This window comes from Candidatus Eisenbacteria bacterium (assembly GCA_030017955.1).
Lineage (GTDB): Bacteria > Eisenbacteria > RBG-16-71-46 > JASEGR01 > JASEGR01 > JASEGR01.
The window spans coordinates 1-23,617 of sequence record JASEGR010000049.1 but is presented as its reverse complement, the minus strand read 5'-3'; the positions used below and the strand labels follow the sequence as shown (position 1 = coordinate 23,617).

The window sequence follows — 23,617 nt, the reverse complement described above, 5'->3', positions numbered from 1 at the left end:
CTCCCGAGGACGATGGCACTCTTTTTTCACCAAACTTGTGCATAATTCAGGCTAGCCCAGCTGCTTGAGCGGATTGTGAGTTCGCAGAAATCCTCACCTGAACGTTCCACTTCACCTCTCCCCGGGGAACGATGATCAAGCGTTCTGTGACCGGATTGGTGTATACTTACCACCAGGGAACCCCCAATGTTCGAAAAAAGAATCGGGGAGAGATTAGCGCAGCTGATTGAGCGCTCAGGTACGAGTACCTCCAGAGGTGGACGGAGACGAGAGCCGATACCTTTTGATGAACTTCTTCCCGGCGGGGAAGTTGACGGGCCGTTCGGGTCAATCTTTCTCCACGAGAAGTTCTTCGCAGAGGTTGATGGGGATGAGAGAAGTTTGATAGAAGGACTTTCCCGTTCCCTAGCCGCAGGAAATGGAACATCCCTTGATGAGTCGTTCGGTGAGCTCGGGAAGCTAAGAGCTTCTGGCCTCGGTTCAGCCCTTTTCCTTGACCTGGAGACAACGGGGCTTTCGAACTGCCCGGTATTCCTGGCAGGAACGATGCACCTGGGTGAAAAAGGTTTCATTATGCGCCAGTTTTTCGCAAGGCACTACGGCGAAGAAAAGGCCCTCCTTTTCTCTCTCGGTGAGTTTCTGAAAGGGTTTTCTCTGGTGGTCACCTTTAACGGCAAAGCATTCGACATGCCGCTTCTTAAGGATAGGGCTCTGGTCCACGGACTTTCGCAACGCTTCGACCACGTCAATCTTGACATCCTGCACGTTTCGAGAAAGATGTGGGGCGGCACTACTCCCGACTGCAAGCTAAAGACGCTCGAATGGCTTATCACGAGAAAAAGGCGAATTGGAGATGTTCCGTCTGAAGAGATTCCGGGGATTTATCATCGCTATGTGAAAAACGGCTCTCCGTACAGCCTCCTCCCTATTTTCCACCACAACCTTCTTGACCTTGCCACCATGGCAAGACTCCTCGCAAGAGCACTTGACTGAACCATCCGGCAGGTCGTGACCCGGAGGGTTGAGCCCTGCGTGCTAGGCCCGCTAGGCGATAGGTTTCGGGACTCCTGCAAGTCCAGCGAGACAGCCGAAATGTGTTTTGGCACTCTGCCGACAAATTGAAAGCCCCCCCGGTCTTGATTGAGGGGGCTTTTGCCCTACAAGGGGACGTCCTCTCTTACTAGGGTACTACGGTCACTTGCACACCTCGCGACCGAGGTCCAAGGTCTGTCTGAATCGTCGCGATCACTTCACCCGCGGGGCCTGCTTGCGCTCTTCTTCCTGGCGAGAGTTGACCCGCCGTGAAAACGCCACTCGGGGTTATTGATCCTAGGGCCGGCGGTCTCAGAGACCACGTCACAGGTTTGTCAACAAGCTGGCCTTGGAAGTAGATCTTTGCCTGGAATTGGACTGTTGCGCTGGATCTCACCCTGACCGGCCCCAGAGGTTTGATCTCGATCCTATAATCTCCCTGTCTCTGCTGCTGGCCCGTGCCGATTGTCACCATTGCTGCATCAGTGAGCTTGCCCTGGTCGGTTTCGGCCTCAGCAACAACCCTGGCTTCTCCCGGAGTCGTGCCCGCAGTGAAAAGCCCGGCAGGCGTGATATATCCCATTTTCTCAGGAACCACTTTCCAGGTCGGAGTGACGGGTCTTGTCTCCCCCCCTGCCAGCACCAACTCAGCTGTGAACTGTTGAGTTGCATTCGGTTCAAGCCGTGCAACTGGCGGCCTGACCATGAGACGAGCTCCGGGACCATGGCCTGGTTTCCCAACCATGACTGTCGCGGCATCAAAAGCCTTCCCCCGTCCCTTGAGCTCGGTCTGTGCAATGACCTGCCCCGCCATCGCGACGCTGCCTGCCGTGAAAAGACCGGTTCCTGTAATCGAACCTAGCTTGTCCGGCACGACACGCCATTCAATCACGGCATCCGGAATCAGTGCGCCGTCTTGCCCGCGGACCTCGGCAGTGAATTGCTGAGTCCCTCCCAGCTCAAGCTGGGCATGTTTCGGATTTATCTTCACGAGCATCCTCGGGCCGCGCCCGGGTTTCCCAATAGAGACGATCGCCTGGTCAAACGCTTTCTCTGTCTCAGTAGATGCCACAGCAAGCACTTTGCACTCGCCGTTCGTCGCCCCTGCGGTAAAGATCCCCTGCTGGGTGATGCTTCCCATCGCTTCGGGGATTACTTTCCATTCGAGTGTGGCATTAACCGTCGTGCCCGCCGGGCTCAGAATCTCTGCCTTGAATTCAGCGGTTCCGCCAGGTTCCACATTTGCCCTTTTCGGATGAACCACAACCCTCAGTGTCTTGCCGGGCGGACGTCCAACCCTAAGAAGTGCGTTCCCTGCCCATGTTTTGTCGTCGATCTTGACAGCTGCCCTGACGATTCCCTTGCCCCGTTCACTCGATGCAGTGAAGAGACCATTCGCATCGATACTTCCCAATTTCTCAGGAATGACTCTCCATTCGGGCGCAACCGAGAGTATCGCCCCGGTCTTGTCTCTCACTTGCGCAGTGAACTGGATCGTTCCGCCCGGCTCGACTTCAGCCGGATTCGGAGTGACGATTACTCTTACTCCAGCCTGCTGTGAGAAAACGGATTGAGACGAAACCAATGAAAGGAAAGGAACGAGAGAGAGAATCATGACTACGAGAAACCATCCTGATGCGTGTTTCATGGCCCTACCTCCTTTTCATTTTGAATCATTCGACCTATTAGACCTCCACCTTTGCGAAAAAGTTGCAGAGAATTAAGCGCGGCCATCAGCGTAGACACCAAACTCCTTGACTACGAAGCTGTTCGTGATGTAGCCTCCACACAGAGATTGGGTATGTCGCTTCACGAGCGACTGCCGTTCATGGATTTGCAGTATGAGCATTTTCGGCCTATTGGCGTGGATTCTCTCAAGGAGGGAATCGGCCGCAGGCAACAATTGAAATCCGCGAGGAGGAAACTTTGAAAAGAACATTCCAACCGCACAATAGAAGAAGGAAAAAGGTCCACGGTTTTAGAAAAAGGATGAAAACCGCTGACGGAAGAGCAGTCCTGAAGAGGCGCAGGAGAAAAGGAAGAAAGAGACTGGCTGTTTGATGTGGCAGAGGTATGACAAAAGGGGACGAAACGCTGAGGCCCCGGGACAAACTGCGGCTCTCGAAGGAATTCGCCAGGGTCTATGACGAAGGCACTGTATTTCGCACAAAACGGCTTGCCCTTACCGTGCTTGAAGAGGACGGCCTTCCGAGAAAGGCCGGATTTGTTGCGGGCAGGAAAGCCGGAGGGGCTGTCGAGAGAGCGCGGGCAAAGAGGCTCCTTCGCGAATCTTACAGAAGACTGAAGAAATATGTGAAATCCCAAGGCATCCACCTTGTCTTTGCTGCCAAGGTCCCTGGCTGCGAGCTCACATACGAAATCGTCAAAAGTGACATGGAGAAGCTCCTCAGGGATGCCGGGCTCATCTCAAGCTAGCCCGTTCAAGCAGCCCGGCCTTTCGTCATCTCGCAGGGGATAAGAGAACCTTATGAAAAGGATCGTTGTCTTTCTCGTCAAGTCCTACCAGAGAATCCTTTCGCCGGTTCTTCCCCCCAGTTGCAGATTCTATCCGAGCTGTTCCGACTACTCTTTGGAAGCTCTTGAAAGGTATGGCGTCTTTAGAGGACTCTACCTCACGGCGAGGAGACTCCTTTGCTGCCACCCATTTCACGCCGGCGGATTTGACCCTCTAAAGTGAAAGGCTGATGGAAAGAAGAGCGCTGCTTGCCATATTGCTTGCGACGGTTGTTCTCATCGCTTATCAATTCCTCTTTCTCGGCGGGAAAAACAAAGTCCCGCCTCAAGTAGAACCCCGCCAGGTTCGAGATACGACGATTGTCCTGGAGAAAATCCCCCCTTCCATCCAGGCCTCTTCGCGGAACCTGTTCAAGAATCATAATCCCGGGGACGGGAAGAACATCTCATTTGAGACAAGCGTGGCGGCGTGCTCGCTCTCGACGGTGGACGGGAATATCTCCTACTGGGCTCTCAAGAAGTTTGAGGGGAGAAACGGAGCGCCCTTCCAGTTCCTGAGACCCGGCCACGGGAATGAACCGTCCATGTTGCTGTCCGTAGGTGGACGGAATCTCGAATTCAACAAAACATATTTCAGCTCGAAGGAAAGCCTCGACCAGAAAACGGGAAGTGTCCGCAAGGTCGAGTTCTACGCAAGGGATGCCGCCGGTATCGAAGTGAAAAAGATATTCCGGTTCACGGATAATGACTATTTCGTTGACCTCGAAGTAAGAATATCCGGCATTCCCGATACGGTCGAAACCGCCAGCTATTCGCTGAGATGGAGTGCAGGGCTTCCCTATGGCGAGGAAAACACAAAGATTGATGACGGAAGTTTCGCCTCGGTTACGCTTGTTGGCGACGAGCTCCACCGGGAAAACCCGCAGAGTTTCAAGAAAGAGCCGTCCAGGGAGAAAAAAGGAAATGTTATGTGGGCGGGCGTGAGAAACAAATATTTCCTTGCCGCGGTCGTTCCTCCCTCTGGAAAAGTGTCCAAGGTTGTGACCTTTGGCGATCCTCAGACCAAATCCAACGGGTTCGAGCTCACACTGCCGTTGAGCTCCGGCATGACCGTTCACAAATACATGGTCTATCTGGGGCCTGCTGACTATTGGTATCTAAAGAAATTCAATATCGGACTTGAGAAGACGGTTGATCTCGGTTGGAAGTGGGTCATTCCTTTTACCCAGCTTCTTCTCAAGTTCTTTGTGATTTGCTACAGGTGGATCCCGAACTATGGGCTTGTGATAATCGTTCTTTCGATTATTTCGAGAGTTGTGTTTTATCCGCTCACAAAGACAAGCTTCCGCTCGATGAAGGAGATGCAGAGAGTCCAGCCTGAGGTCGCCGCACTGAAGAAGAAGTTCAAGGATGATTCGCAGCGGTTCAACAAAGAAGTCATGGCGCTCTACAAAAAGCATAAGGTAAACCCGTTTGGGGGATGCCTGCCGCTGCTCGTTCAGATGCCGGTATTCGTTGCGCTCTACAGCGTTCTCATGAATGCGATTGAACTGAGAAGGTCGGAGTTCGGTCTCTGGATAAACGACCTGGCTTCGCCCGATACGCTTTTCAGCATTGCAGGTTTCCCGGTTCACATCTTGCCGCTTCTCATGACAGTTACCATGTTTATTCAGCAGAAGCTTACTCCGACAGACCCAAGACAGGCCTTAATGGGCTACATAATGCCGGTTTTCATGCTGGTAATATTCTACAGTCTCCCATCGGGCCTTGTTCTATACTGGACGATAACCAACCTGATGACAGTCATACAACAATATATGATTCACCGGGAGGACAAAACCAGGAAACCCGCGCCGGTGGCGGCTTGAGAGTTTCCTCTGGTTCCGCGCGTCATACGGGGGCAACGTGATGTCGGAAGAGCCCGTCAGGGATGAAGTCGAGGAAATTCGCCTCCTTGCCATTGAATTTCTTGAAAAACTTCAGATGGCCGGAGAGGTCAGGGTGACAGCCGGCGAGGACCAGCTGACAGTTTCAATCGAGAGCGGCAAGACTGACGGCCTCCTCATAGGCAGGAAAGGTGAGACACTCGATGCCTATGAACATCTTCTGCGGAGGATGGCCGCAAAGAAGATAGGATATGAAGGGAGAATTCTTGTCGATGTTGGAGGGTACAAGGAAAGACGCGAGAAACGGCTCGCAGAGCTTGCCCAGTCTCTCGCAGCCAGAGTCTCGCTGAGCGGCGAGCCACAAACGACGGAATTGCTCACTCCAAGAGAGAGAAGAGTGATTCATCTTGCGCTCAGAGATCATCCCGATGTGACAACAGAGGGCCTTGGCGAAGGCTCGGTCAAGCGCGTGCGAATTTTTCCCCGGATAACGGAACCCGGTCAAAGCGAAATCTCCGAAGAACCCTGAAGCTGCTCCACCTGGTGAAGTCATCGTCCCCTTCACGCGGTAATTCTTCCTCATTTGCAATCGACTTTTGTCAGTCACTACGGGGTAAGGCCTCGATCATGCAAGACACAATTGCAGCGATAGCGACAGCGCCCGGAACTTCAGCACTCTCAATCGTGAGAGTATCGGGTGAGTCTGCAATCCAGATTTCGGACAGGGTCTTTCAGGGAAAAAAGACTCTCAAAGATTCCGGCACTCACACGGTTCTCCACGGATTCATTGTTGACCTTGATGGGAAACCTATTGATGAAGTCGTGGTCTCAGTCTTTCTCCATCCGGCAAGTTTTACTGGTGAGGACGGCGTCGAGATAACATGTCATGGCGGCTCGGTTCCTGCAAAAGCTGTGCTTAAAGTAGTTCTTTCTGCCGGCGCAAGGATCGCAGAACCAGGCGAATTCACGAAGAGAGCTTTCTTGAATGGGAAGCTTGACCTTTCGCAGGCAGAGGCTGTGTGCGATTTGATCGAGTCAAAGACTGAAGCCTCGATGCGTGTTGCACTCAAACAGCTTGAGGGCGGACTTTCCCGTGAAATCAAGAATCTCAAAGACGACATTCTTTCTTGCCTCGCTGAGCTTGAGGCGAGAATTGACTTTCCCGAAGACGTTGAGTCTCCCCTTCCGGTTGATGCGCTAAAGAAGACTCTGAACGGCGTTGTTCTCAAGATCGATGAGCTCCTGAAACAGAAATCGATTGGGAGAGCTTTCCGTGAAGGTTTGAGAATCCCGATTGTGGGAGGGCCAAATGTCGGCAAGTCTTCCCTTTTCAATGCGATACTTGGGGAGGAAAGGGCGATAGTGACCGAGGTTCCCGGAACGACCAGAGACTTCATCGAAGCTTCCATGGAGCTTGAAGGTTTCCCGCTCACGTTTGTTGACACTGCGGGACTAAGGGAGACGAAAGACCCGGTTGAAACAAAAGGCGTGGAGAAGACCGAAGGTGAGATTCAGAGAGCTGACATCATCATATATATAGTTGACCCGACTTCGACCCGGCAAGAAAGCAATGAATATTCACAGAGATGTCTTGCGGCAAAGGACTGCGTCCTTACTCTCAGCAAGTCCGACCTCAAACCTGTCGCTGGCTTTGAGAATGGTCTTGTGTGGCTCGAAGAACGATTTGGCAGAGCTTATAAGACCTCTTCCCTGACCAAGGAAGGACTGCCCGGGCTTATGACTGCCATCGGCGAGAAACTCAAAGACGGATTTGGCTCGGCTCCGGAAGAGATTCTCCTTACAAACATGCGACACGTTCAACTTCTCGAGAAAGCGCGAGAAGAAATTCTTCAGGCCCGCTTGGGTCTCAACGAGAAGATCTGGGACGAACTGATTTCTTTTCATCTGAATGAAGCGAAATCTTTCCTCGATGAAATCACCGGCGAGAAAGCGGGAGGTGATTTGCTTGATAGAATCTTTTCGAGATTCTGTGTCGGGAAGTGAGCGCCCGTGCCGGCGGCGCAGGTGCGAGTGACTCTGTGATCTTCCTTGCCCAGAGAAACATGTGTTGTCAGACAATCTGCGCGGCGAACCATTGATGCTGTTTTGGCCAACACTGGAGGAATCCAGCTGCATTGACTAGATGCTGGGAATGAACCGTGAGTGACGAAAGGAACGTTGGCACAGACTCTTCCTACGAGATAGTTGTTGTCGGCGCAGGGCATGCGGGATGCGAGGCCGCGCTTGTTTCGGCGAAGATGGGGCACAAGGTGCTGCTCATCACGATGAGTCTCGACTTGATTGCCCAGATGTCGTGTAACCCGGCGATTGGCGGGCTTGCCAAAGGGCAGCTCGTAAAAGAGATAGATGCACTCGGCGGCGTGATGGGGAAGCTTGCGGACAGGGCCGGCATCCAGTTCAGGATGCTGAACAAAACCCGCGGCCCTGCCGTCTGGTCTCCGCGCGCCCAGACAGACAAGAAGGTGTATCAGGTTGAGATGAGAAAACTCCTTGAGGGCGAGCCGAATATAGACATCGTGGAGGGCACGGTTGTCGAGATTCTCGTGCGTGAAAGCCGCACTTCGGACAAGAAGGAAATCACCGGGGTCAGACTTGAATCGGGAGCGACAATCCATGCTCGTGTCGTTGTCGTTGCGCCGGGGACTTTCATGAACGGCATCATGCACATCGGATTGAGGACGTTGACGGGCGGAAGAGCGGGCGAGGCCTCTGCAACTGCGCTTCCCGAATCCCTGCAGAAACTCGGCCTTGGATTGGGACGACTCAAGACTGGGACTTCTCCAAGAATTCTGGGGACAACGATAGTCTTCCCAAAGATGAAAGTTCAGCCGGGAGATGACGAACCGGTGCCGTTTTCTTTCTTCACGGATCGAATTACTCAAGAGCAGCTCCCCTGTTATGTCACGAACACCAACGACCGAACGCACGAAATCATACGGAAGAACCTAGACAAATCTCCCCTCTATACAGGAAGGATCAAAGGAATTGGCCCGCGATACTGCCCGTCGATTGAAAGCAAAGTTGTGAATTTCCCGGAGAGGCACTCGCACCAGCTCTTTATCGAACCCGAGGGAAGAGAGACTGACGAGTGCTACATCAACGGGCTCTCTACCAGTCTTCCGAAGGATGCCCAGGAACAAATGGTCCATTCAATACCTGGTCTTGAGAATGCGGAAATCCTGAGACCTGGATACGCCGTGGAGTACGACTTCGTGTTTCCGACTCAACTTTCAGCATCGCTTGAGGTAAAGAACGTTGACGGACTTTTTCTGGCGGGACAGATAAACGGGACCTCCGGATACGAGGAAGCAGCTTCACAAGGACTAGTGGCTGGCATAAATGCTGTACTCAGGTTGGAAGGCAAAGAGCCCCTCCTCCTTTCAAGGTCGGAAGCGTACATTGGCGTCCTCATCGACGACCTTGTCACTAAAGGGACAGAAGAACCATACCGCATGTTCACCTCGCAGGCTGAATATCGTCTCATTTTGAGACAAGACAATGCTCCCGAACGTCTTTTTGGGATCGCGCATACGCTCGAATTGATTGATAATGAAACAATGGAACGATTCGAGCAGGAACGGAAGACGATTGAGCATGAAGTCCGCTACCTGCGAGAGACGTTCATCAGCGGTGCGACCGTGGGGCAACTGACAGAGAGATCTAATCTGGGGCGGCTGGCAAGGACGGGAGCTAAGAAGAAAGATGGAGGGCAAGTGGTTGCCCGGAGCGGGACCAAGTCGGCACGTGACGAAGTTCTGGCACGCAGCCGAACAACAAAATCGCGAGCTTCGGGTCATGGGGGAAGCGTCTCGTTGGCTCAACTTCTCAAGAGACCGGGCGTGACGCATGAAGATCTGTGCAAGCTTCAAGGTATGAAGAAGATTCCCGAGAAGATATGGAAAAAGCTTGAGCTCTTGCTGAAGTACGAAGGGTATATCCAAAGACAAGAACGGGCCGCAAAGAAGCTGGCAAAGCTGGAAAGTGCGCGCATCCCGGAGGATTTCTTCAGGACCCGACTCACCGGCGTCTCAAAGGAAGGACAAGAGAAGCTTAATGCTGCAAGACCTTCTACTATCGGCCAGGCCCTGCGAACTCCGGGTGTCTCGCCGTCTGATATTTCAGTTCTCCTAGTTCATCTTGAGAAGGAAAAACGTCTGCCCGGAGATGGCCGCCGAGCAAAGGCAGAAAGGCAGTCAGGCACGGAATAGCGGTCGATGTTGAGAATAAAGCCAGCCCAAACGAGCAATGACATTCAGAATGCACGGTCGCTTTTTGATGAGTACGCCGCCTCGCTGGACTTTGGGCTCAACTTTCAGGGATTCGAAGATGAACTGGCGAATCTTCCCGGTCAATATGCTCCACCGGATGGACAATTGCTGCTTGCGTTTCATGACGAGAAATTGGCAGGGTGCGTCGCATTGCGGAAAATCGAAGACAGTGTCTGCGAAATGAAGCGTCTCTTCGTAAGACCGGAATTCCATGGCCTGCACGTCGGCAGATCACTCGCAGAGGCGATCATCGCTGAGGCGCGTGAAATCGGCTACACCAGTATGCGCCTTGATACTGTGCCGACCATGGAGCGGGCCCGGGCACTGTACAGGTCCCTTGGCTTCAAGGCGATTCCTCCGTACCGCTACAATCCGATAGGGGGAGCTGTTTTCATGGAGTTGCGTCTTGACAGGAAGGACGAGCACCCGCTGTTCCGGACCGATATCGTCGCGCTGCAGAACCTTCTTGACCAGCATGGTATTGCTTTCCCTGAGAAGTTCTCCGGGCGCATCGAGGAATACTGCAGGCTGATCGCTGAATGGAACAAGAGGATGAGCCTTGTTTCTGAAAAGGATGAGATGAAACTCGTGGAGCATGTTGCTGACAGTCTCTCTGTGCTCGCAGTCGAGCCACACCTGAGAGGCAAGAGACTTCTTGATGTTGGAAGTGGAGCCGGGTTTCCGGGACTTGTGCTCAAACTCTGGGCAGATGATCTGGATGTGGTGCTCCTTGAATCTGTCAGGAAGAAGACGCTTTTCCTGAGGAAAGCGATCGACGTGCTTGATCTTCGCGGAGCAGAAGTAGCTCAAGAAAGGTACGAGGAGTACTCCTCCGATGAGAAATTCGATCTTGTTACACTCAGGGCAGTCAAGAATGCAGACGCTTTTCTTGAAAAAGCAGCGAAGCTACTCAAGCCCGGTGGAAAGTTCGTTCATTTCACCACAGAAAGAAAGAACTCTCTCGACATACTTCGCTCTCCCTTGCTGAAGTCTTTCAAACTTTCGGAGATGAAAGCGCCCTGGGGAAGAGGAATTCTTGTCGTCTATGAGCTGGTTTCCTGAGCGGAACGTCTTTTCCACATTCTTGTTCAATTTGTTCGGCCAAAACAACTCCCTCATCAGATCCTGAAATCCCAGCGACACATTTCTCCGTATCCGTCCCATAATGTTTTCGCGAACACCGCCTGGTCCCCTCGACTCTGTTCCACGTGGAACTTTTTGGTTGACAAGCTGAACTCCTTTGATATTGTAAACGATTGACCGCCTGGATGGTCGGTCAACTCGAACATGGCAAAGGTCATAGCGATTGCGAACCAAAAAGGTGGCGTCGGGAAGACGACCACTGCGATAAACCTCAGTACCTCTCTTGCTCTGCTTGGCAAGCCGGTGCTTCTTATTGATGCAGATCCACAGGCAAACGCCGGAAGCGGGCTGGGAGTCGACGGAAATTCCGAGCAGCCCGGAACCTACGAAGTCCTGCTTGGTGATATGCCAATAGAGAAGGCGATTACGACAACTGCTGTCGAAGGGCTTTCTCTCCTGCCTTCATCCGGGCAGCGGCTCATCGGCGCGGAAATTGAGCTCATCGAGATCCCGGAAAGGGAAAGCGTGCTCAAGAAATCAATCGAGCCGATTCTTGGACAATACGATTTCATTTTCATTGACACCCCACCTTCGCTTGGTCTCCTAACGATCAATGCGCTCACTGCCTCGAACTCAGTCCTGATCCCCCTTCAGTGCGAATACTATGCCCTTGAGGGACTTACGAGTTTGAACAATACGTTGAGGCTTGTGCAGGCCAATCTGAATCCGGCTCTTGCGGTGGAGGGAGTGCTTCTGACGATGTACGACGGAAGACTGAATCTCGCGCGGCAGGTGGTTGAGGAAGTGAAGAAAGTGCTTGGCGACAGGTTGTTTGATACTGTCATACCGCGCAATGTGAGACTTGGCGAAGCTCCGAGTTTTGGAAAGCCGGCCGTGCTGTACGACCCGAACTGTTCCGGCTCGGAAGGTTATAGGCGACTAGCAAAGGAAGTGATCGAACATGCAAAGGAAAGCGTTGGGCAGAGGACTTAGCGCACTCATTCCGGAAAGATCTTCATTTGAAAAGGAGTCGCTCCCCGATGTGCGGAATGAAGTTGTTGAATTGGAGTTGGAGCGTGTAGTTCCAAACCCCCTGCAGCCCAGAAGCGGACTGAACAGCGCGAAGATGGCCGAGCTTGTGAATTCGATTCGGGAAAAAGGGGTGATTGAGCCCGTCATCGTGAGGAGGCAAGGTGAGGTCTTCGAGATTGTCGCCGGGGAGCGTAGGTTCCTCGCCTGCAAAGAGTTAGGTCTGGGGAAAGTCCCCGCAATCGTAAGAGAGATTCCGGACAATGAAATGCTGGAAATCGCCCTTATCGAAAACCTTCAGCGAGAAGACCTTAACCCGATTGATGAAGCCCACGCCTACACTCGACTGGTCGATGAACTGGGACTGACTCAGGAAGAAGTCGCAAGAAAGGTCGGGAAAGACAGGTCATCAGTCGCGAATCAGATGAGACTCCTTGGCTTGCCAAAGGAGATCCAGGATTCTGTTTCACGTGGAACGCTCTCGGCCGGACACGCGAGAGCACTCCTTTCAATCTCGAGCGAAAAAGAACAGTTGACCCTCTCCAGGGAAATTCAGGCGCGGGGACTTTCTGTGCGAGAAGTGGAGAAAACGACGCGCAGAAGAGGTAAAAGAAGAAAAGCGTACAAGAATACATTGGAAGACGGCCAAGTTCGCTGGGCCGAGGACCAGCTCAGGACTCATCTCGGGACGAAAGTGACAATTGCTGGGAGGGGTAAGAGGGGAAAGATACTGATTGAGTACTACTCGCCAGCCGACCTTGAGCGGTTGGTCGAGCTCGTGCTGTCACCAAGCAAGGTCAGTGATTGACCATGTCCACCGGCACCACCACTTGTGGAAATGTGGAAAACTTCTCAAGATGTGTGGACAATTGCAAAGTCCCTTTAATTGCAACAGGTTAGGCGTGGTCGGCAATAGAGAGAGAAGTCGGTTATGCACAGGAGGTGTGAACATTGTGCTGTGTTTGAGATTGCGGGTTTTATCTAAGATTTCACTTGGACTTGTTCTCGTGATGCCCTTTTTCTTCTCAACGATGGGGGCTTCTCAAGCAGTCCCGCCAGCCGGCGACCCCAAGGGCAAAACTCAGGCCGAACCGAAGGGGGTTACTCTGAAACTTCCTGAAGCTCCGAAGCCCAAGATTCCTGCGGGGACCCTGCCCTACCAGATGAGAAGCTCTGGAAACCTGTCTGTGGGGATGAGGAAACTAAGAAGTTACGCTCAGAGAGAACAGATCACGTTCGAGATGGTCGTGAAGAATGTCGGGACGAAGAAGGCAAGCCTTCTCTTCCCATCTGCCAAGGAGTTTGATTTCGTCGCCACCGACGGGAAATCAGTAATCTGGCGGTGGGGTTCAGACAAGATGTTTGCTCAGGTGAGGAGGATGCGGTCTCTCGCCCCACAAGACAGTCTTCATTTCGAGGTGACTTGGGATCAACTCAAGAACAATGGAACCTATTGTGATCTAGGCAATTACAAAGTTAGAGGAATTCTGGAAACTGCAAAGCCCGACTCAACGCCGTGGGTCCAGCTCGGAATTGTCGATTGAAAGAATCGCGGACTGAAAAGGAGAAGGAAGTGGGAAACCCCCAACTATTTCAGGATGAGGTTCAGGCGCTGACACTCCTAAACCAGAAGCGGGAGAAGATTCTCTCTGAGCTCAGAAAAATCATCATCGGGCAGGACAGAGTTATCGAGGAACTTCTGACGGCGCTCTTCGTGGGCGGACATTGCCTGGTAGTGGGTGTGCCCGGTCTTGCAAAGACGCTTCTAATCAGCAGCCTTGCCAGGATTCTAGATCTCAAGTTCAACAGGATTCAGTTTACGCCCGACCTCATGCCCTCAGATATTACCGGGACAGATATCATCGAGGAGGATAAAGGAACCGGGAAAAGGGTTTTCAGATTCATCAAAGGCCCTGTCTTTGCAAACATAGTGCTTGCCGACGAGATAAACAGGACTCCCCCGAAGACACAATCCGCCTTGCTTCAGGCCATGCAGGAGCACGAAGTGACTGCCGGCGGAGCGACCTACAAGCTTGAGCTTCCATTCTTCGTGCTCGCAACACAGAATCCAATCGAGCTCGAAGGGACGTACCCGCTTCCTGAAGCTCAACTTGACAGATTCATGTTTAATATTTTTATTGACTATCCGGATTCTCAGGAAGAAATCGAGATCGTGACGACGACAACCGGCTCTTACGAAGCAGCGCTTGAGGTGATGCTTACTGCAAAGGAGATAGTGGACCTCCAGAGAATTGTGAGGCGGGTTCCGGTCTCGGAGCATGTTGTAGGTTACGCCGTCAGGCTTGCAAGAATGACCCGTCCGAAGGAAGCCAAGACCTACTCCTTCATAAAAGAGTGGGTAAGTTGGGGCGCGGGTCCGAGGGCATCCCAGTATCTGATTCTCGGCGCAAAGGCAAGGGCTGCACTTCAGGGGAGGTACACTCCTGATTGCGAAGACGTCCGGAAAGTCGCTCTGCCCGTCCTGAGACACAGAATAGTGGCCAACTTCAACGCAGAGGCAGAGGGGGTTTCGACGCCCGACATCGTTGAGAGATTGGTTGAGGCCGTGCCGGAAGGGTAAGGCACATCATTGGCCGATCCATACCATCATCTCTGAAACACTTGAGAAAGTGGCGCGCTTGTGTCAACATAGACTCTGCAACTGGGTCCGGCTGCAACGGCGCCACATGCACTACTAGGTCTGTTCCATCTGAAGCTTCGGAGGCACACCACATAGAGGCTCGCCCGGACTCCGCGGCCACAGGCTCGATGAATTAAGGGAGAATGTCGATGGCGACTCTCCAGTTCAAAGGCAAGCCTTTTGTTCAAAACTACCACCTCACGGTGAAGTACCATGAATTAATCCCGAAGAAAACCAAGAGCCTCACGAAAAAAGTCTCCCTGCATGACAATCTTATAATCCACGGGGACAACTTGAAGGCCCTGAAAGCCCTCCTGCCAACCTACGCAGGCAAGGTTAAGTGTATTTACATAGATCCTCCTTACAATACCGGCAACGAGCACTGGGCCTATAATGACAATGTGAACTCGCCGATGATGCAGGAATGGCTGGGCAAGGTGGTAGATCGTGAGGACCTTACCCGGCATGACAAATGGCTGTGCATGATGATGCCGCGTCTGAGACTACTGCGGGAACTCATGCGCGATGACGGCGTCATTTTTGTGTCCATTGATGATAACGAAGCGCCGCATTTAAGGATGTTAATGGACGAAATATTCGGGGAGAGCAATTTCATTGCAAACATAGTGTGGCAGAAAAAGCAGTCTCCACAGAACGATGCAATATACTTGTCGGATATGCACGATCATATCCTCGTCTATGCCAGGCGGGCCAAGACCAACAGGGATGATCCGGGTGGCTGGGAGAGACAGCTCTTGGAAAGAGGCGAGGAGCAGGACAAACGCTACACTAACCCGGACGGTGACGCACGGGGAGACTGGACCTCTGTGGATTACAGCTGCAACAAGACCGCTAGAGAGCGCCCCAACCTCTACTATCCAATTCAAAACCCAAACACTGGAGAGAAAGTTTGGCCATCGCGGCAACGGGTTTGGCGGTTTGACAAGGCCGCGCACAAACGGAATGTGGAGGAAAAGCGAATATGGTGGGGCGCTGGTGGAGACAACTTTCCGAGGCTCAAGCGATTCCGATCTGAAGTTGAACGAGGAATCGTACCCTCGACCTGGTGGGATAGGACTCAGGCAGGAGACAACCAGGAAGCGCGGCGAGAGTTGCGGACGATCTTTGGCGACGAGATCGAACAATCTTTCGAAACTCCCAAACCTGTGCGACTGATCAAAAGGATGCTGCAAATCTCCGTGGAAATCGACCCAACGAAGCCGCAGACCGACATAATTCTTGACTCCTTCGCGGGTTCTGGTACAACGGCCCATGCGGTGCTTGCGATGAACAAAGAAACCGGCGGTGATCGCAAGTTCATTCTGGTTGAGTGCGAGGACTATGCCGACGCAATCGCCGCAGAACGCGTGCGGCGAGTGATCAAAGGTCTACCAAAGGTCAAGGATGAGACGCTGCGGGAGGGGCTTGGCGGTACGTTCAGTTACTTTGAGTTGGGGAAGCCGATTGAGATGGAGAGCATTCTGGAAGGAAAAGACCTCCCCACCTACAACGACCTTGCCCGCTACGCGTTCTATACAGCCACGGGCGAAGAGTTCGACGAAGGAAAGGTCGACGAAACCAGGAATTTTATCGGAGAGTCTAAGGAGTACGAGGTTTATCTCTTCTACAAGCCGGATATCGACTACCTCAAGCAGACAGCACTTACGCTTGATCGTGCCAAGGCACTGGGGGCGTGGAAGGGCAAGCGCCGCCTCGTCTTTGCACCCGCGAAATATCTAGATCAGGAGCACTTACTTGAGTTGCGTGTTGATTTTGCCCAACTTCCCTTTGAGATTTACAAGTTTGCAGAGTAAAGCAGGGGACTGATGCTCACAAAACTTATTGTGACAAACTTCAAGAGATTTGGCCGGGTTGAGATCGAATTGGGCGATCCAGTCGTCTTCATAGGTCCCAACAACTCGGGGAAGACTTCTGCTCTTCAAGCCCTTGCCCTTTGGGAAGCAGGTCTAAGACTTTGGAATGAGAAACGCAAAGGCAAGACTACGCCCAAGAGACGTGCCGGCGTAACGATTAACCGCAGAGATTTGGTGGCAATACCCGTTCCTGATGCTAACTTACTCTGGCGGGATCTGCATGTGAGAGATGTCCAACGGGATGAGGGAAAACAAGAAACTAAGAACATACGAATTGATATCGTCGTTGAAGGTGTGACCGAAGATAAGAGATGGGAGTGCGGTTTGGAGTTTGACTATGCCAATGAAGAATCTTTCTATTGTCGTCCAATGCGCTTGTCAGAGGAAAAAGGCCCAGAGCGAATGCCCATTCCAAGTGAGGCAACAAAGGTTCAGGTAGCTTTTCTACCCCCCATGTCAGGTCTGTCGGCGACTGAAACACGTCTTGACCACGGCGCAATCAATGTGCGCGTAGGAGAGGGAAGAACAGCAGAGGTCTTGCGTAACCTCTGCTACAAGATTAATGCAGAAAAGGGTGAGTCTTGGGAGAAACTCGTTGCACAGATCAAGTCATATTTTGGATCAGAGTTGGATGTCCCCAAATACATCGCTGAGCGCGGTGAAATCAAAATGGGATATAGAGAAAAAGGAATACTCTTTGACCTTTCTTCATCCGGCAAAGGGCTCCAACAGACCCTTCTTCTTCTTTCCTACATGTACGCTAACCCGGGAGCCGTTTTGCTGCTCGACGAACCAGATGCACACTTGGAAATTCTGCGACAGAGGCAAATCTACCAGCTCCTAGTAAATGTCGCCCGCGAGAACGGGAATCAAGTAATTGCCGCAAGTCATTCAGAAGTGCTGCTCAATGAGGCAGCAGACAGGGATGTAGTCATCGCATTTGTAGGAAAGCCTCACAGGATCAATGATCGTGGTAGCCAGGTTCGGAAGGCACTGCAAGAAATTGGATTTGAGCATTACTATCAAGCGGAACAGACTGGCTGGGTGCTCTACTTGGAAGGTCCGACCGACTTGGCCATTCTCCAAGCGTTTGCTGAGAAACTGGATCATCAAGAAGCAGTCCGGGCCCTTGAAAGACCGTTTGTTCACTATGTGGGGAACCAGCCTAATGAGGTGCGAAAGCATTTCCATGGACTGCGGGAGGCTGTGCCGGAGCTGCAAGCTATTGCTATTTTTGACCGACTCGATCAGGAGATTCCTAGTGATTTGGGTGCGGAGGGACTGATGTGGGCGCGCCGGGAGATTGAGAATTACCTGTGCTACGAAGATGTGCTCCTAGCCTATGCTGAGGCGACGACACGACAAGAAATTTCCGACCCACTCTTCAACGCGGCGGAATCTGCCAGACGCACGAACGCCATGCGTGAGTCTATCCGTGAAGTGGAACTAGCACTTGGCACCCTGGGTAAAGGCTCCCCATGGGATACAAACACAAAAGTGAGCGATGATTTCTTAACCCCGCTGTTCGCGAAGTATTTTGGCAAACTAGGACTCCCAAACATCATGGAGAAGAAAAACTTCCATGATCTTGCCCGCATTGTTCCCAAAGATAAGATCGATCCTGAGATATACGAGAAACTGGACGCAATTGTCCGGGTCGCGAGATGTGCGAGACCCGCACTCGACACCGACTGACGCAAACCTCCGAGGCGTGAACCACAGAAGTCGATGGACCAATGGAACTGAAGGAATACCAGCAGAAGGCCCTGAGCCAGGTCAAACGCTACCTCGAAGCCCTCGGCCGTTGGCGAACGAAGAACGAGCAGGTGGTCAAGGTCGCGGGAGCCGAGGCCTCACTTGATGTGCCGCTCAAGGCATGGGAGGAAGTGGTCGGGGCTGGCTATCGTTCCCGCAAGAACGGCCTGGGCGAATACGTCGCGAACTTCTGCCTGAAGATCCCCACTGGCGGAGGAAAGACTCTGCTGGCGGTCAAGGCAATCGATTTGATCAATTCAATTTATCGCAAGAAGCAGACAGGATTAGTGCTCTGGGTGGTGCCGACTACGCAGATCTATCGACAGACCATCCAACATCTGCGCAATCGAGAGCATCCGTACCGGCAGCACTTGGATATCGCAAGCGGGGATCGGACGCTCGTCTTAGAAAAACTGGACCGATTCACGCCGATTGATCTTGCTCAGAACTTAGTTGTGATGATGTTGATGCTACCTTCGGCATCTCGCCAAAACAAAGAGACGCTCAAAGTCTTCAAAGACAGTGGTGGCTTCGGGGCATTTTTCCCGTCAGACGATGACATTGAGGGGCACAAGAAGCTCTTGGATCAGTTTTCAAACCTTGATGCCTTTGACGACAGGAGAGGTTTCTTCGGAAGACAAGTCAAGACCTCCCTGGGCAACACCCTTCGCCTACTCTCGCCAGTCATTATCTTGGACGAGGGACACAAGGCCTACAGTGAGACTGCCCAGGGGACGCTTCGGGGTTTCAATCCTTCCATCATTGTCGAGCTTTCAGCCACGCCTACACCGGCGAGCAATATCCTTGTGGATATCAGAGGAATGGAGTTAGCTCGCGAGGAAATGGTCAAGCTGGATCTGCACATCATCAACAAGGTGAGTGTGGATTGGAAAGATACCATGCTCTCAAGCGTTGAACGACGCAACGTACTGGAAGAAAAAACGAAGGAGTATAGGGCAAACACAGGCGAGTACATCCGCCCCATTTGTTTGGTACAGGTCGAGCGCACTGGCAAAGACCAGCGGGGCGGACGTTACATCCATGCGGAAGATGTGCGGGAGTATTTGATCAAAGTCTGCGGGATTCCAGAGGAGCAGGTAGCGGTCAAAACAAGCGAGAAGGATGATATCGAGGGGATTGACCTTCTGGCCCGTGACTGTCCCATCCGTTACATCATCACCAAACAAGCATTGCAGGAAGGATGGGATTGCGCCTTTGCGTATGTGCTGACGATTCTCACCAATCCCGCATCAAAGAATAACCTCACCCAGTTAGTGGGACGAATTCTCCGCCAACCCTTTGCTCGAAAGACGAAAAGCAAGGAACTTGATGAAAGCTACGTGTTTTGTTTCCAGCAACGTGGGGCGGGATTGTTGGCCAGTGTCAAGGCTGGTTTTGAACAGGAAGGATTGGGGGATCTTGCAGGGCGAGTGATCGCGGATGAAACACTAGAGGGTGAGGTGTCGGGTGAGGGTGAGCGGGTTGTGGAGATACGAGATGAGTTTCGGAAGTTTGTTGGCAAGATCTATCTGCCGGTGTTTGTTATTCAAGAGGATTCGCAGTGGCGACAAGTTAGTTATGAGATGGATATTATTAGTCGAATTGATTGGACAAACGCCGACTTTAGCTCTCTCTATGAGCTTCCGCTCTCACCGCTTGAGGAAAAGGACATCGAGGTTGCTATAGGCTTAAGCGAGGATGAAAAAGAGGTCATCCGGCAAAAAGGCGTTGTCCGACTCAAGGAAGGAGGTCTTGCTATTGACATGGTGTTTGTCGCACGACATCTGGTTGACATTATCCCAAATCCTTGGGTGGCGCACGAAATCGGCACAAGAGTCATGGAGAGACTGCTGGCCAAGTCGAATGCACAAGTGGCAGCAAACAACTTAGTGTTTATCATAGAAGAGACGCGCAAGCACGCAGAGAAAGAAAAAGATCGTCTGGCGCAACAGGTCTTCTCACAACTCATCCATGACAAACGGCTGCGGTTTCTCTTGCTCAAAGAAGACCAAGGGTATCGTTTGCCCAGTCGCATCCGCGTGAGAAGAACTGGCAAAACGCTAACACGCTCGGATGGACTGTCGCTCCAGCGGAGTCTGTTTGAATTCGTACCAGACGATGAGTTGAATAGCACCGAGACAGCAGTGGCTTGGTATCTGGAAGAGCAGGGAAGGCTTCTCTGGTGGTACCGCAATCTTTCTCGGCAGGATTACGCCATTCAAGGTTGGCGAAAGCACCGCATCTACCCTGATTTTATCTTTTCAGAAGTAGACCCAAAAGACTGGACCGAATATGACAAGGTCTTTGTTGTGGAGACAAAAGGGCTGCATTTGAAAAACGAGGATACAGAATACAAGCAGGATGTCTTTGAATTGTGTAATAGGCTGGCCGAAGCAAAGAGCTGGTTGGAGCTGGGCTTGCAGTTCCCCGAGAAGAAGGTGGTATTTCAAGTTGTCTTTGAACACGAGTGGCAGCGAAAAATCAATACCCTATTTGCGCCGTGACCACAGATCATCCCATCACAGGATTGGAAGGATAGAAGTGTTAACTGAAGAATGAAGACCTGACCCAATGGAAGAGAACCTGGCAAGAAAATATCTTGATCCAAAAATAGTCTCGCAGCTTGAGAAGCTTGACCTCAAGGCGAGGCTTGTTGTTGAGGGGTTCATAACGGGACTTCACAGGAGCCCGTACCAGGGATTCAGTGTTGAGTTTGCCGAGCACAGGCAGTACATGCCGGGCGATCCTATCCGGCACATCGACTGGAAGGTGTACGGAAAAACGGATAGGTTCTATGTCAGGAGATTCGAAGAGGAGACAAACCTCAAGGCATACCTGCTTCTTGATACGAGCCGTTCGATGCAGTTCGCCTCGCCCGGACAGATTACCAAGCTTGAGTACGGGAAATATCTTGCAGCTTCATTCTCATACCTCATGATGATGCAGCAGGATTCGGTCGGAGTCCTTCTTTTCTCCGATAGGGTTGGAAAATATCTTCCCCCGCGCTCAACAAAAACTCACCTCAGGACTATTCTCCGCGAGCTCGAGTGGACAAAGGCGTCAAGCACGACGAACATAGCGGAGTGCCTTCACCTTCTCGCTGAAAGGATAAGAAGAAGGGGTCTCATCATTCTTATTTCTGATCTCCTTGACAAACCGGAGAGAGTTCTTACTGCTCTCAAACATTTCCGGCACAGGAAGCACGAAGTAGTTGTGTTTCACATCCTGGACCCTTATGAGCTGGAATTCTCCTATCCCGAGGAGGCCGAGTTTGTGGACATGGAGACCGGGCGCGGGATAACCACACATCCACTCGAGATCGCCCAGGGCTATCAGGCAAGATTGAAGGAGTGGACGAACATCTATATGAGAACTTGCAGGGAAAATCTGATTGACTATCACCTTATTGACACATCGACTCCATTTGACAGGGCTCTGATTGGGTATCTCAAGAAAAGAAAGTCACTGTATTGAGCTTTCTTAATCCGCTTTTTCTGCTGGGTGCTTTGGGGGGGGCAGTTCCTCTTCTCATTCACCTTCTTGCCCGGAAGAAGGCGAAGAAAGTTGAGTTCAGCTCCGTTGAGTTTCTTGAAGAAGCCGCGCAAAAAGAGATAAGGAAACTCAAACTTCGCCAGCTTCTCCTTCTAGTCTTTCGGGTCCTTGCCATCGTTTTCTTCGCAATTGGGCTTGCAAGGCCGAGCTTGAACGTGCCCGGCAGGGTGGGAGACAGACAGGGTTCGGCAGTAGCAATCATTTTTGACAACAGCCTCAGCATGTCCTATGAGACAGACGATGGGAGCTGCCTTGAGCTTGCGAAGGAAAAAGCGCTGGACTTGTCCAAGAGTCTCTCTCACAGGGATGAAGCTTTCCTGATCCTCGGCACAGATCCTCCTGTTACCAGATTCGATTCTCCGGTTCGAGACCCCGTAAGGATAGGCAGGGAAATCGAGGGAATCTCCGCGAGTGAAATGGCCACGGATATTCCCTTGTCGATAGAAATAGCCGCCCGGCTTCTGGGGAAATCGGGCGTTCTGAACAAGGAGATTTTTGTCTTTTCAGACATGCAGAAAACCGGGTTCGAGGCCAAAGGAAGAGTGAGGCTTGATAAGGGGGTGAGAGTTTTCCTTGTCCAGCCTGATGGCGGCGCACGAGAGAATCTGTCAATCGAGAAAGTCGGTGTCGCTGGCGGCAGTTTCGCATCCGAGGAACTCGTGAAGGTTACGGTCAGAAATGATTCACAGCGCGCAAACAAAGCCGAAGTAAAAGTGTATGAAGGAGGCACGAGCATCGGTGAGGGGGAAGCGGCTCCCGGACCGGATTCCCAACAGGAAGTCTCAATACCTGTCAAATTCGGAAAAACGGTCCTCTGGGGGAAAGTTGAGCTCTCGAGAGATCGGTTGAGAGCTGATGACATCAGATATTTTCTGCTGCCCGAAAGACCGCTCAAGGTTCTCATTGTGAGAGACAGTCCCAGGGGGATTGATTTTCTGTCGCTAGCGCTGAATCCATGGGGAGAAGGCGAAGGTTATGTTCGGCCGGTTGTGAAATCTCCAGCCGGCCTTGCCCATCTTGACTGGAGCGAATTCAAGGTAGTCATTCTGGACGGAGTCTCCCGGCTTGATGAGCTTTCACTCGATAAGCTTTCGAGCTTTGCGTTCTCCGGCGGAGGAGTTCTGGTTGCGGCCGGAGATGGCATGGACGCGGAATTCTATTCAACGAAGCTTCTTCCGAGAATTGTTCCCTCGAAGATTGCGGGAGTTGAGGAAGTTAGAGCCGAAGGCAGCTTCATGCGGCTCAGGCCTACAGTCTCTTCCCATCCTGTCTTTCAGAGCTTTGCTTTTTCTCCCGGCGAGGCGCTTCCGGGCGCCAAGTTTTCCCGCGTTCTCAAGATCGAGCTCCTGCCGGGCAGTCGTGTCATTGCAGAGTTTGCGTCGGGCATGCCTGCCATAATCGAGGGAGAGCGGGCTCTTTTCCTCGCCACATCCACGGATGGAAAGTGGAACGACCTTGTGATGAACGCATCATTTGCACCTCTCCTTCACGAAATGGTCTATTTCCTTTCCAAAAGCGGGGCGGAAAGAGAGCTTCTCGTCGGAAATCAATTGGAAATTGAGAAGCCCTCAAATCTTGGAGGTCCGGCCCTGAGATGCGTTGACACCAAAGGAAATGAAACCAAACTCTCGGAGACTTCAAAGCTCGGGAAGACATACTTGACGAGCGAGCCGATTGCTCGGGCAGGAATCTACTCAATAGAGGCAGGCAGCGAAAGGTTGGCAACGTTCCAGGTCAATGTTGATCCGAGAGAATCGCGCCTTGAGTCGTACACAAAGGACGAGCTTCGCGGCCTTTTCCCGGACAATCAAGTGGTTCTGATTGGGAAAAGAGATAAACTCAAGGACAAGGTGATGACCGCAAGAGCAGGGCAGGAACTCTCCGTTTACTTTTTCGGCCTCGTTCTTCTTCTTCTTACCGTTGAGCTCGTGCTGTCAAGACCCGGACGCTCGCTCAGGAAAAGAGTGTGAATTCGGGGACCCCCCTCACCCTACCCTCTCC

Annotated in this window: 19 protein-coding genes and 1 pseudogene; 19 read left to right on the top strand and 1 reads right to left on the bottom strand. The window is 52.1% G+C overall.

What is annotated here, in order from left to right:
• The first annotated feature begins 186 nt into the window (after window positions 1-186).
• Window positions 187-993: a ribonuclease H-like domain-containing protein gene (locus tag QME66_09005; protein MDI6809102.1), complete on the top strand. Its 807-nt coding sequence runs from the start codon at window positions 187-189 to the stop codon at window positions 991-993.
• A 187-nt stretch (window positions 994-1,180) separates the two neighbouring features.
• Here the strand turns inward: QME66_09005 and QME66_09000 are convergent, their stop codons facing one another.
• On the bottom strand, window positions 1,181-2,680 hold the full coding sequence (locus QME66_09000; protein MDI6809101.1) for a hypothetical protein: 1,500 nt from the start codon (window positions 2,678-2,680) through the stop codon (window positions 1,181-1,183).
• Window positions 2,681-2,958: 278 nt separating this feature from the next.
• On the opposite strand from QME66_09000, the gene rpmH reads away from it, so the two are divergent.
• From rpmH to QME66_08910, 18 genes and pseudogenes are all read left to right on the top strand, one after another.
• Window positions 2,959-3,093 (top strand): 50S ribosomal protein L34, encoded by a 135-nt coding sequence (gene rpmH, locus QME66_08995; protein MDI6809100.1) that lies wholly within the window; start codon window positions 2,959-2,961, stop codon window positions 3,091-3,093.
• Between the two features lie 12 nt (window positions 3,094-3,105).
• The gene (gene rnpA / locus QME66_08990) at window positions 3,106-3,468 is read left to right on the top strand and encodes a ribonuclease P protein component (protein ID MDI6809099.1); all 363 of its coding nucleotides are present in this window, start codon (window positions 3,106-3,108) and stop codon (window positions 3,466-3,468) included.
• 52 nt (window positions 3,469-3,520) lie between these two features.
• The gene (gene yidD, locus QME66_08985; GenBank protein MDI6809098.1) at window positions 3,521-3,730 is read left to right on the top strand and encodes a membrane protein insertion efficiency factor YidD; all 210 of its coding nucleotides are present in this window, start codon (window positions 3,521-3,523) and stop codon (window positions 3,728-3,730) included.
• A gap of 7 nt (window positions 3,731-3,737) precedes the next feature.
• The gene (gene yidC / locus QME66_08980) at window positions 3,738-5,375 is read left to right on the top strand and encodes a membrane protein insertase YidC (protein MDI6809097.1); all 1,638 of its coding nucleotides are present in this window, start codon (window positions 3,738-3,740) and stop codon (window positions 5,373-5,375) included.
• Window positions 5,376-5,415: 40 nt separating this feature from the next.
• Window positions 5,416-5,922 carry a R3H domain-containing nucleic acid-binding protein gene (locus tag QME66_08975; GenBank protein ID MDI6809096.1) on the top strand — a complete coding sequence of 169 codons (507 nt, stop codon included), beginning with the start codon at window positions 5,416-5,418 and terminating at the stop codon, window positions 5,920-5,922.
• 98 nt (window positions 5,923-6,020) lie between these two features.
• Window positions 6,021-7,397 (top strand): tRNA uridine-5-carboxymethylaminomethyl(34) synthesis GTPase MnmE, encoded by a 1,377-nt coding sequence (mnmE, locus tag QME66_08970; GenBank protein MDI6809095.1) that lies wholly within the window; start codon window positions 6,021-6,023, stop codon window positions 7,395-7,397.
• Window positions 7,398-7,552: 155 nt separating this feature from the next.
• Complete coding sequence (gene mnmG, locus QME66_08965; protein MDI6809094.1) at window positions 7,553-9,622, top strand: tRNA uridine-5-carboxymethylaminomethyl(34) synthesis enzyme MnmG; 2,070 nt, start codon at window positions 7,553-7,555, stop codon at window positions 9,620-9,622.
• 6 nt (window positions 9,623-9,628) lie between these two features.
• A pseudogene (locus tag QME66_08960) lies at window positions 9,629-10,090 on the top strand (GNAT family N-acetyltransferase).
• Window positions 10,076-10,744, top strand: coding sequence for a 16S rRNA (guanine(527)-N(7))-methyltransferase RsmG (gene rsmG, locus QME66_08955; GenBank protein ID MDI6809093.1), 669 nt, complete (start codon window positions 10,076-10,078; stop codon window positions 10,742-10,744). The pseudogene QME66_08960 and the gene rsmG overlap by 15 nt, the downstream one beginning before the upstream one ends.
• 225 nt (window positions 10,745-10,969) lie before the next feature.
• The gene (locus QME66_08950; GenBank protein ID MDI6809092.1) at window positions 10,970-11,758 is read left to right on the top strand and encodes a ParA family protein; all 789 of its coding nucleotides are present in this window, start codon (window positions 10,970-10,972) and stop codon (window positions 11,756-11,758) included.
• On the top strand, window positions 11,727-12,602 hold the full coding sequence (locus tag QME66_08945; protein ID MDI6809091.1) for a ParB/RepB/Spo0J family partition protein: 876 nt from the start codon (window positions 11,727-11,729) through the stop codon (window positions 12,600-12,602). The genes QME66_08950 and QME66_08945 overlap by 32 nt, the downstream gene beginning before the upstream one ends.
• Before the next feature lie 136 nt (window positions 12,603-12,738).
• Entirely contained in the window at window positions 12,739-13,338 is a 600-nt protein-coding gene (locus tag QME66_08940; protein ID MDI6809090.1) for a BsuPI-related putative proteinase inhibitor, read from the top strand.
• 29 nt (window positions 13,339-13,367) lie between these two features.
• A complete protein-coding gene (locus QME66_08935; GenBank protein MDI6809089.1) occupies window positions 13,368-14,375 on the top strand; it encodes a MoxR family ATPase in 1,008 nt (335 codons plus the stop codon).
• Between the two features lie 209 nt (window positions 14,376-14,584).
• Window positions 14,585-16,249, top strand: coding sequence for a site-specific DNA-methyltransferase (locus tag QME66_08930; GenBank protein ID MDI6809088.1), 1,665 nt, complete (start codon window positions 14,585-14,587; stop codon window positions 16,247-16,249).
• Between the two features lie 12 nt (window positions 16,250-16,261).
• Window positions 16,262-18,004, top strand: a complete 1,743-nt coding sequence (locus QME66_08925; protein ID MDI6809087.1) for an AAA family ATPase — start codon at window positions 16,262-16,264, stop codon at window positions 18,002-18,004.
• Between the two features lie 41 nt (window positions 18,005-18,045).
• Window positions 18,046-20,568: a DEAD/DEAH box helicase family protein gene (locus tag QME66_08920; protein ID MDI6809086.1), complete on the top strand. Its 2,523-nt coding sequence runs from the start codon at window positions 18,046-18,048 to the stop codon at window positions 20,566-20,568.
• 67 nt (window positions 20,569-20,635) lie between these two features.
• Window positions 20,636-21,538, top strand: a complete 903-nt coding sequence (locus QME66_08915; protein ID MDI6809085.1) for a DUF58 domain-containing protein — start codon at window positions 20,636-20,638, stop codon at window positions 21,536-21,538.
• On the top strand, window positions 21,535-23,586 hold the full coding sequence (locus QME66_08910) for a BatA and WFA domain-containing protein (protein MDI6809084.1): 2,052 nt from the start codon (window positions 21,535-21,537) through the stop codon (window positions 23,584-23,586). The genes QME66_08915 and QME66_08910 overlap by 4 nt, the downstream gene beginning before the upstream one ends.
• Window positions 23,587-23,617 lie beyond the last annotated feature (31 nt).

What these genes read in the sequence shown, in the direction of transcription:
- QME66_08975 (MDI6809096.1), top strand. Translation starts at nt 5,416, where the DNA reads ATGTCGGAAGAGCCCGTCAGGGATGAAGTCGAGGAAATTCGCCTCCTT.
- yidD (MDI6809098.1), top strand. Translation starts at nt 3,521, where the DNA reads ATGAAAAGGATCGTTGTCTTTCTCGTCAAGTCCTACCAGAGAATCCTT.
- QME66_08930 (MDI6809088.1), top strand. Translation starts at nt 14,585, where the DNA reads ATGGCGACTCTCCAGTTCAAAGGCAAGCCTTTTGTTCAAAACTACCAC.
- rnpA (MDI6809099.1), top strand. Translation starts at nt 3,106, where the DNA reads ATGACAAAAGGGGACGAAACGCTGAGGCCCCGGGACAAACTGCGGCTC.
- mnmE (MDI6809095.1), top strand. Translation starts at nt 6,021, where the DNA reads ATGCAAGACACAATTGCAGCGATAGCGACAGCGCCCGGAACTTCAGCA.
- QME66_08950 (MDI6809092.1), top strand. Translation starts at nt 10,970, where the DNA reads ATGGCAAAGGTCATAGCGATTGCGAACCAAAAAGGTGGCGTCGGGAAG.
- QME66_09005 (MDI6809102.1), top strand. Translation starts at nt 187, where the DNA reads ATGTTCGAAAAAAGAATCGGGGAGAGATTAGCGCAGCTGATTGAGCGC.
- QME66_08925 (MDI6809087.1), top strand. Translation starts at nt 16,262, where the DNA reads ATGCTCACAAAACTTATTGTGACAAACTTCAAGAGATTTGGCCGGGTT.
- QME66_08920 (MDI6809086.1), top strand. Translation starts at nt 18,046, where the DNA reads ATGGAACTGAAGGAATACCAGCAGAAGGCCCTGAGCCAGGTCAAACGC.
- QME66_09000 (MDI6809101.1), bottom strand. Translation starts at nt 2,680, where the DNA reads ATGAAACACGCATCAGGATGGTTTCTCGTAGTCATGATTCTCTCTCTC.
- yidC (MDI6809097.1), top strand. Translation starts at nt 3,738, where the DNA reads ATGGAAAGAAGAGCGCTGCTTGCCATATTGCTTGCGACGGTTGTTCTC.
- QME66_08915 (MDI6809085.1), top strand. Translation starts at nt 20,636, where the DNA reads ATGGAAGAGAACCTGGCAAGAAAATATCTTGATCCAAAAATAGTCTCG.
- rsmG (MDI6809093.1), top strand. Translation starts at nt 10,076, where the DNA reads ATGGAGTTGCGTCTTGACAGGAAGGACGAGCACCCGCTGTTCCGGACC.
- QME66_08945 (MDI6809091.1), top strand. Translation starts at nt 11,727, where the DNA reads ATGCAAAGGAAAGCGTTGGGCAGAGGACTTAGCGCACTCATTCCGGAA.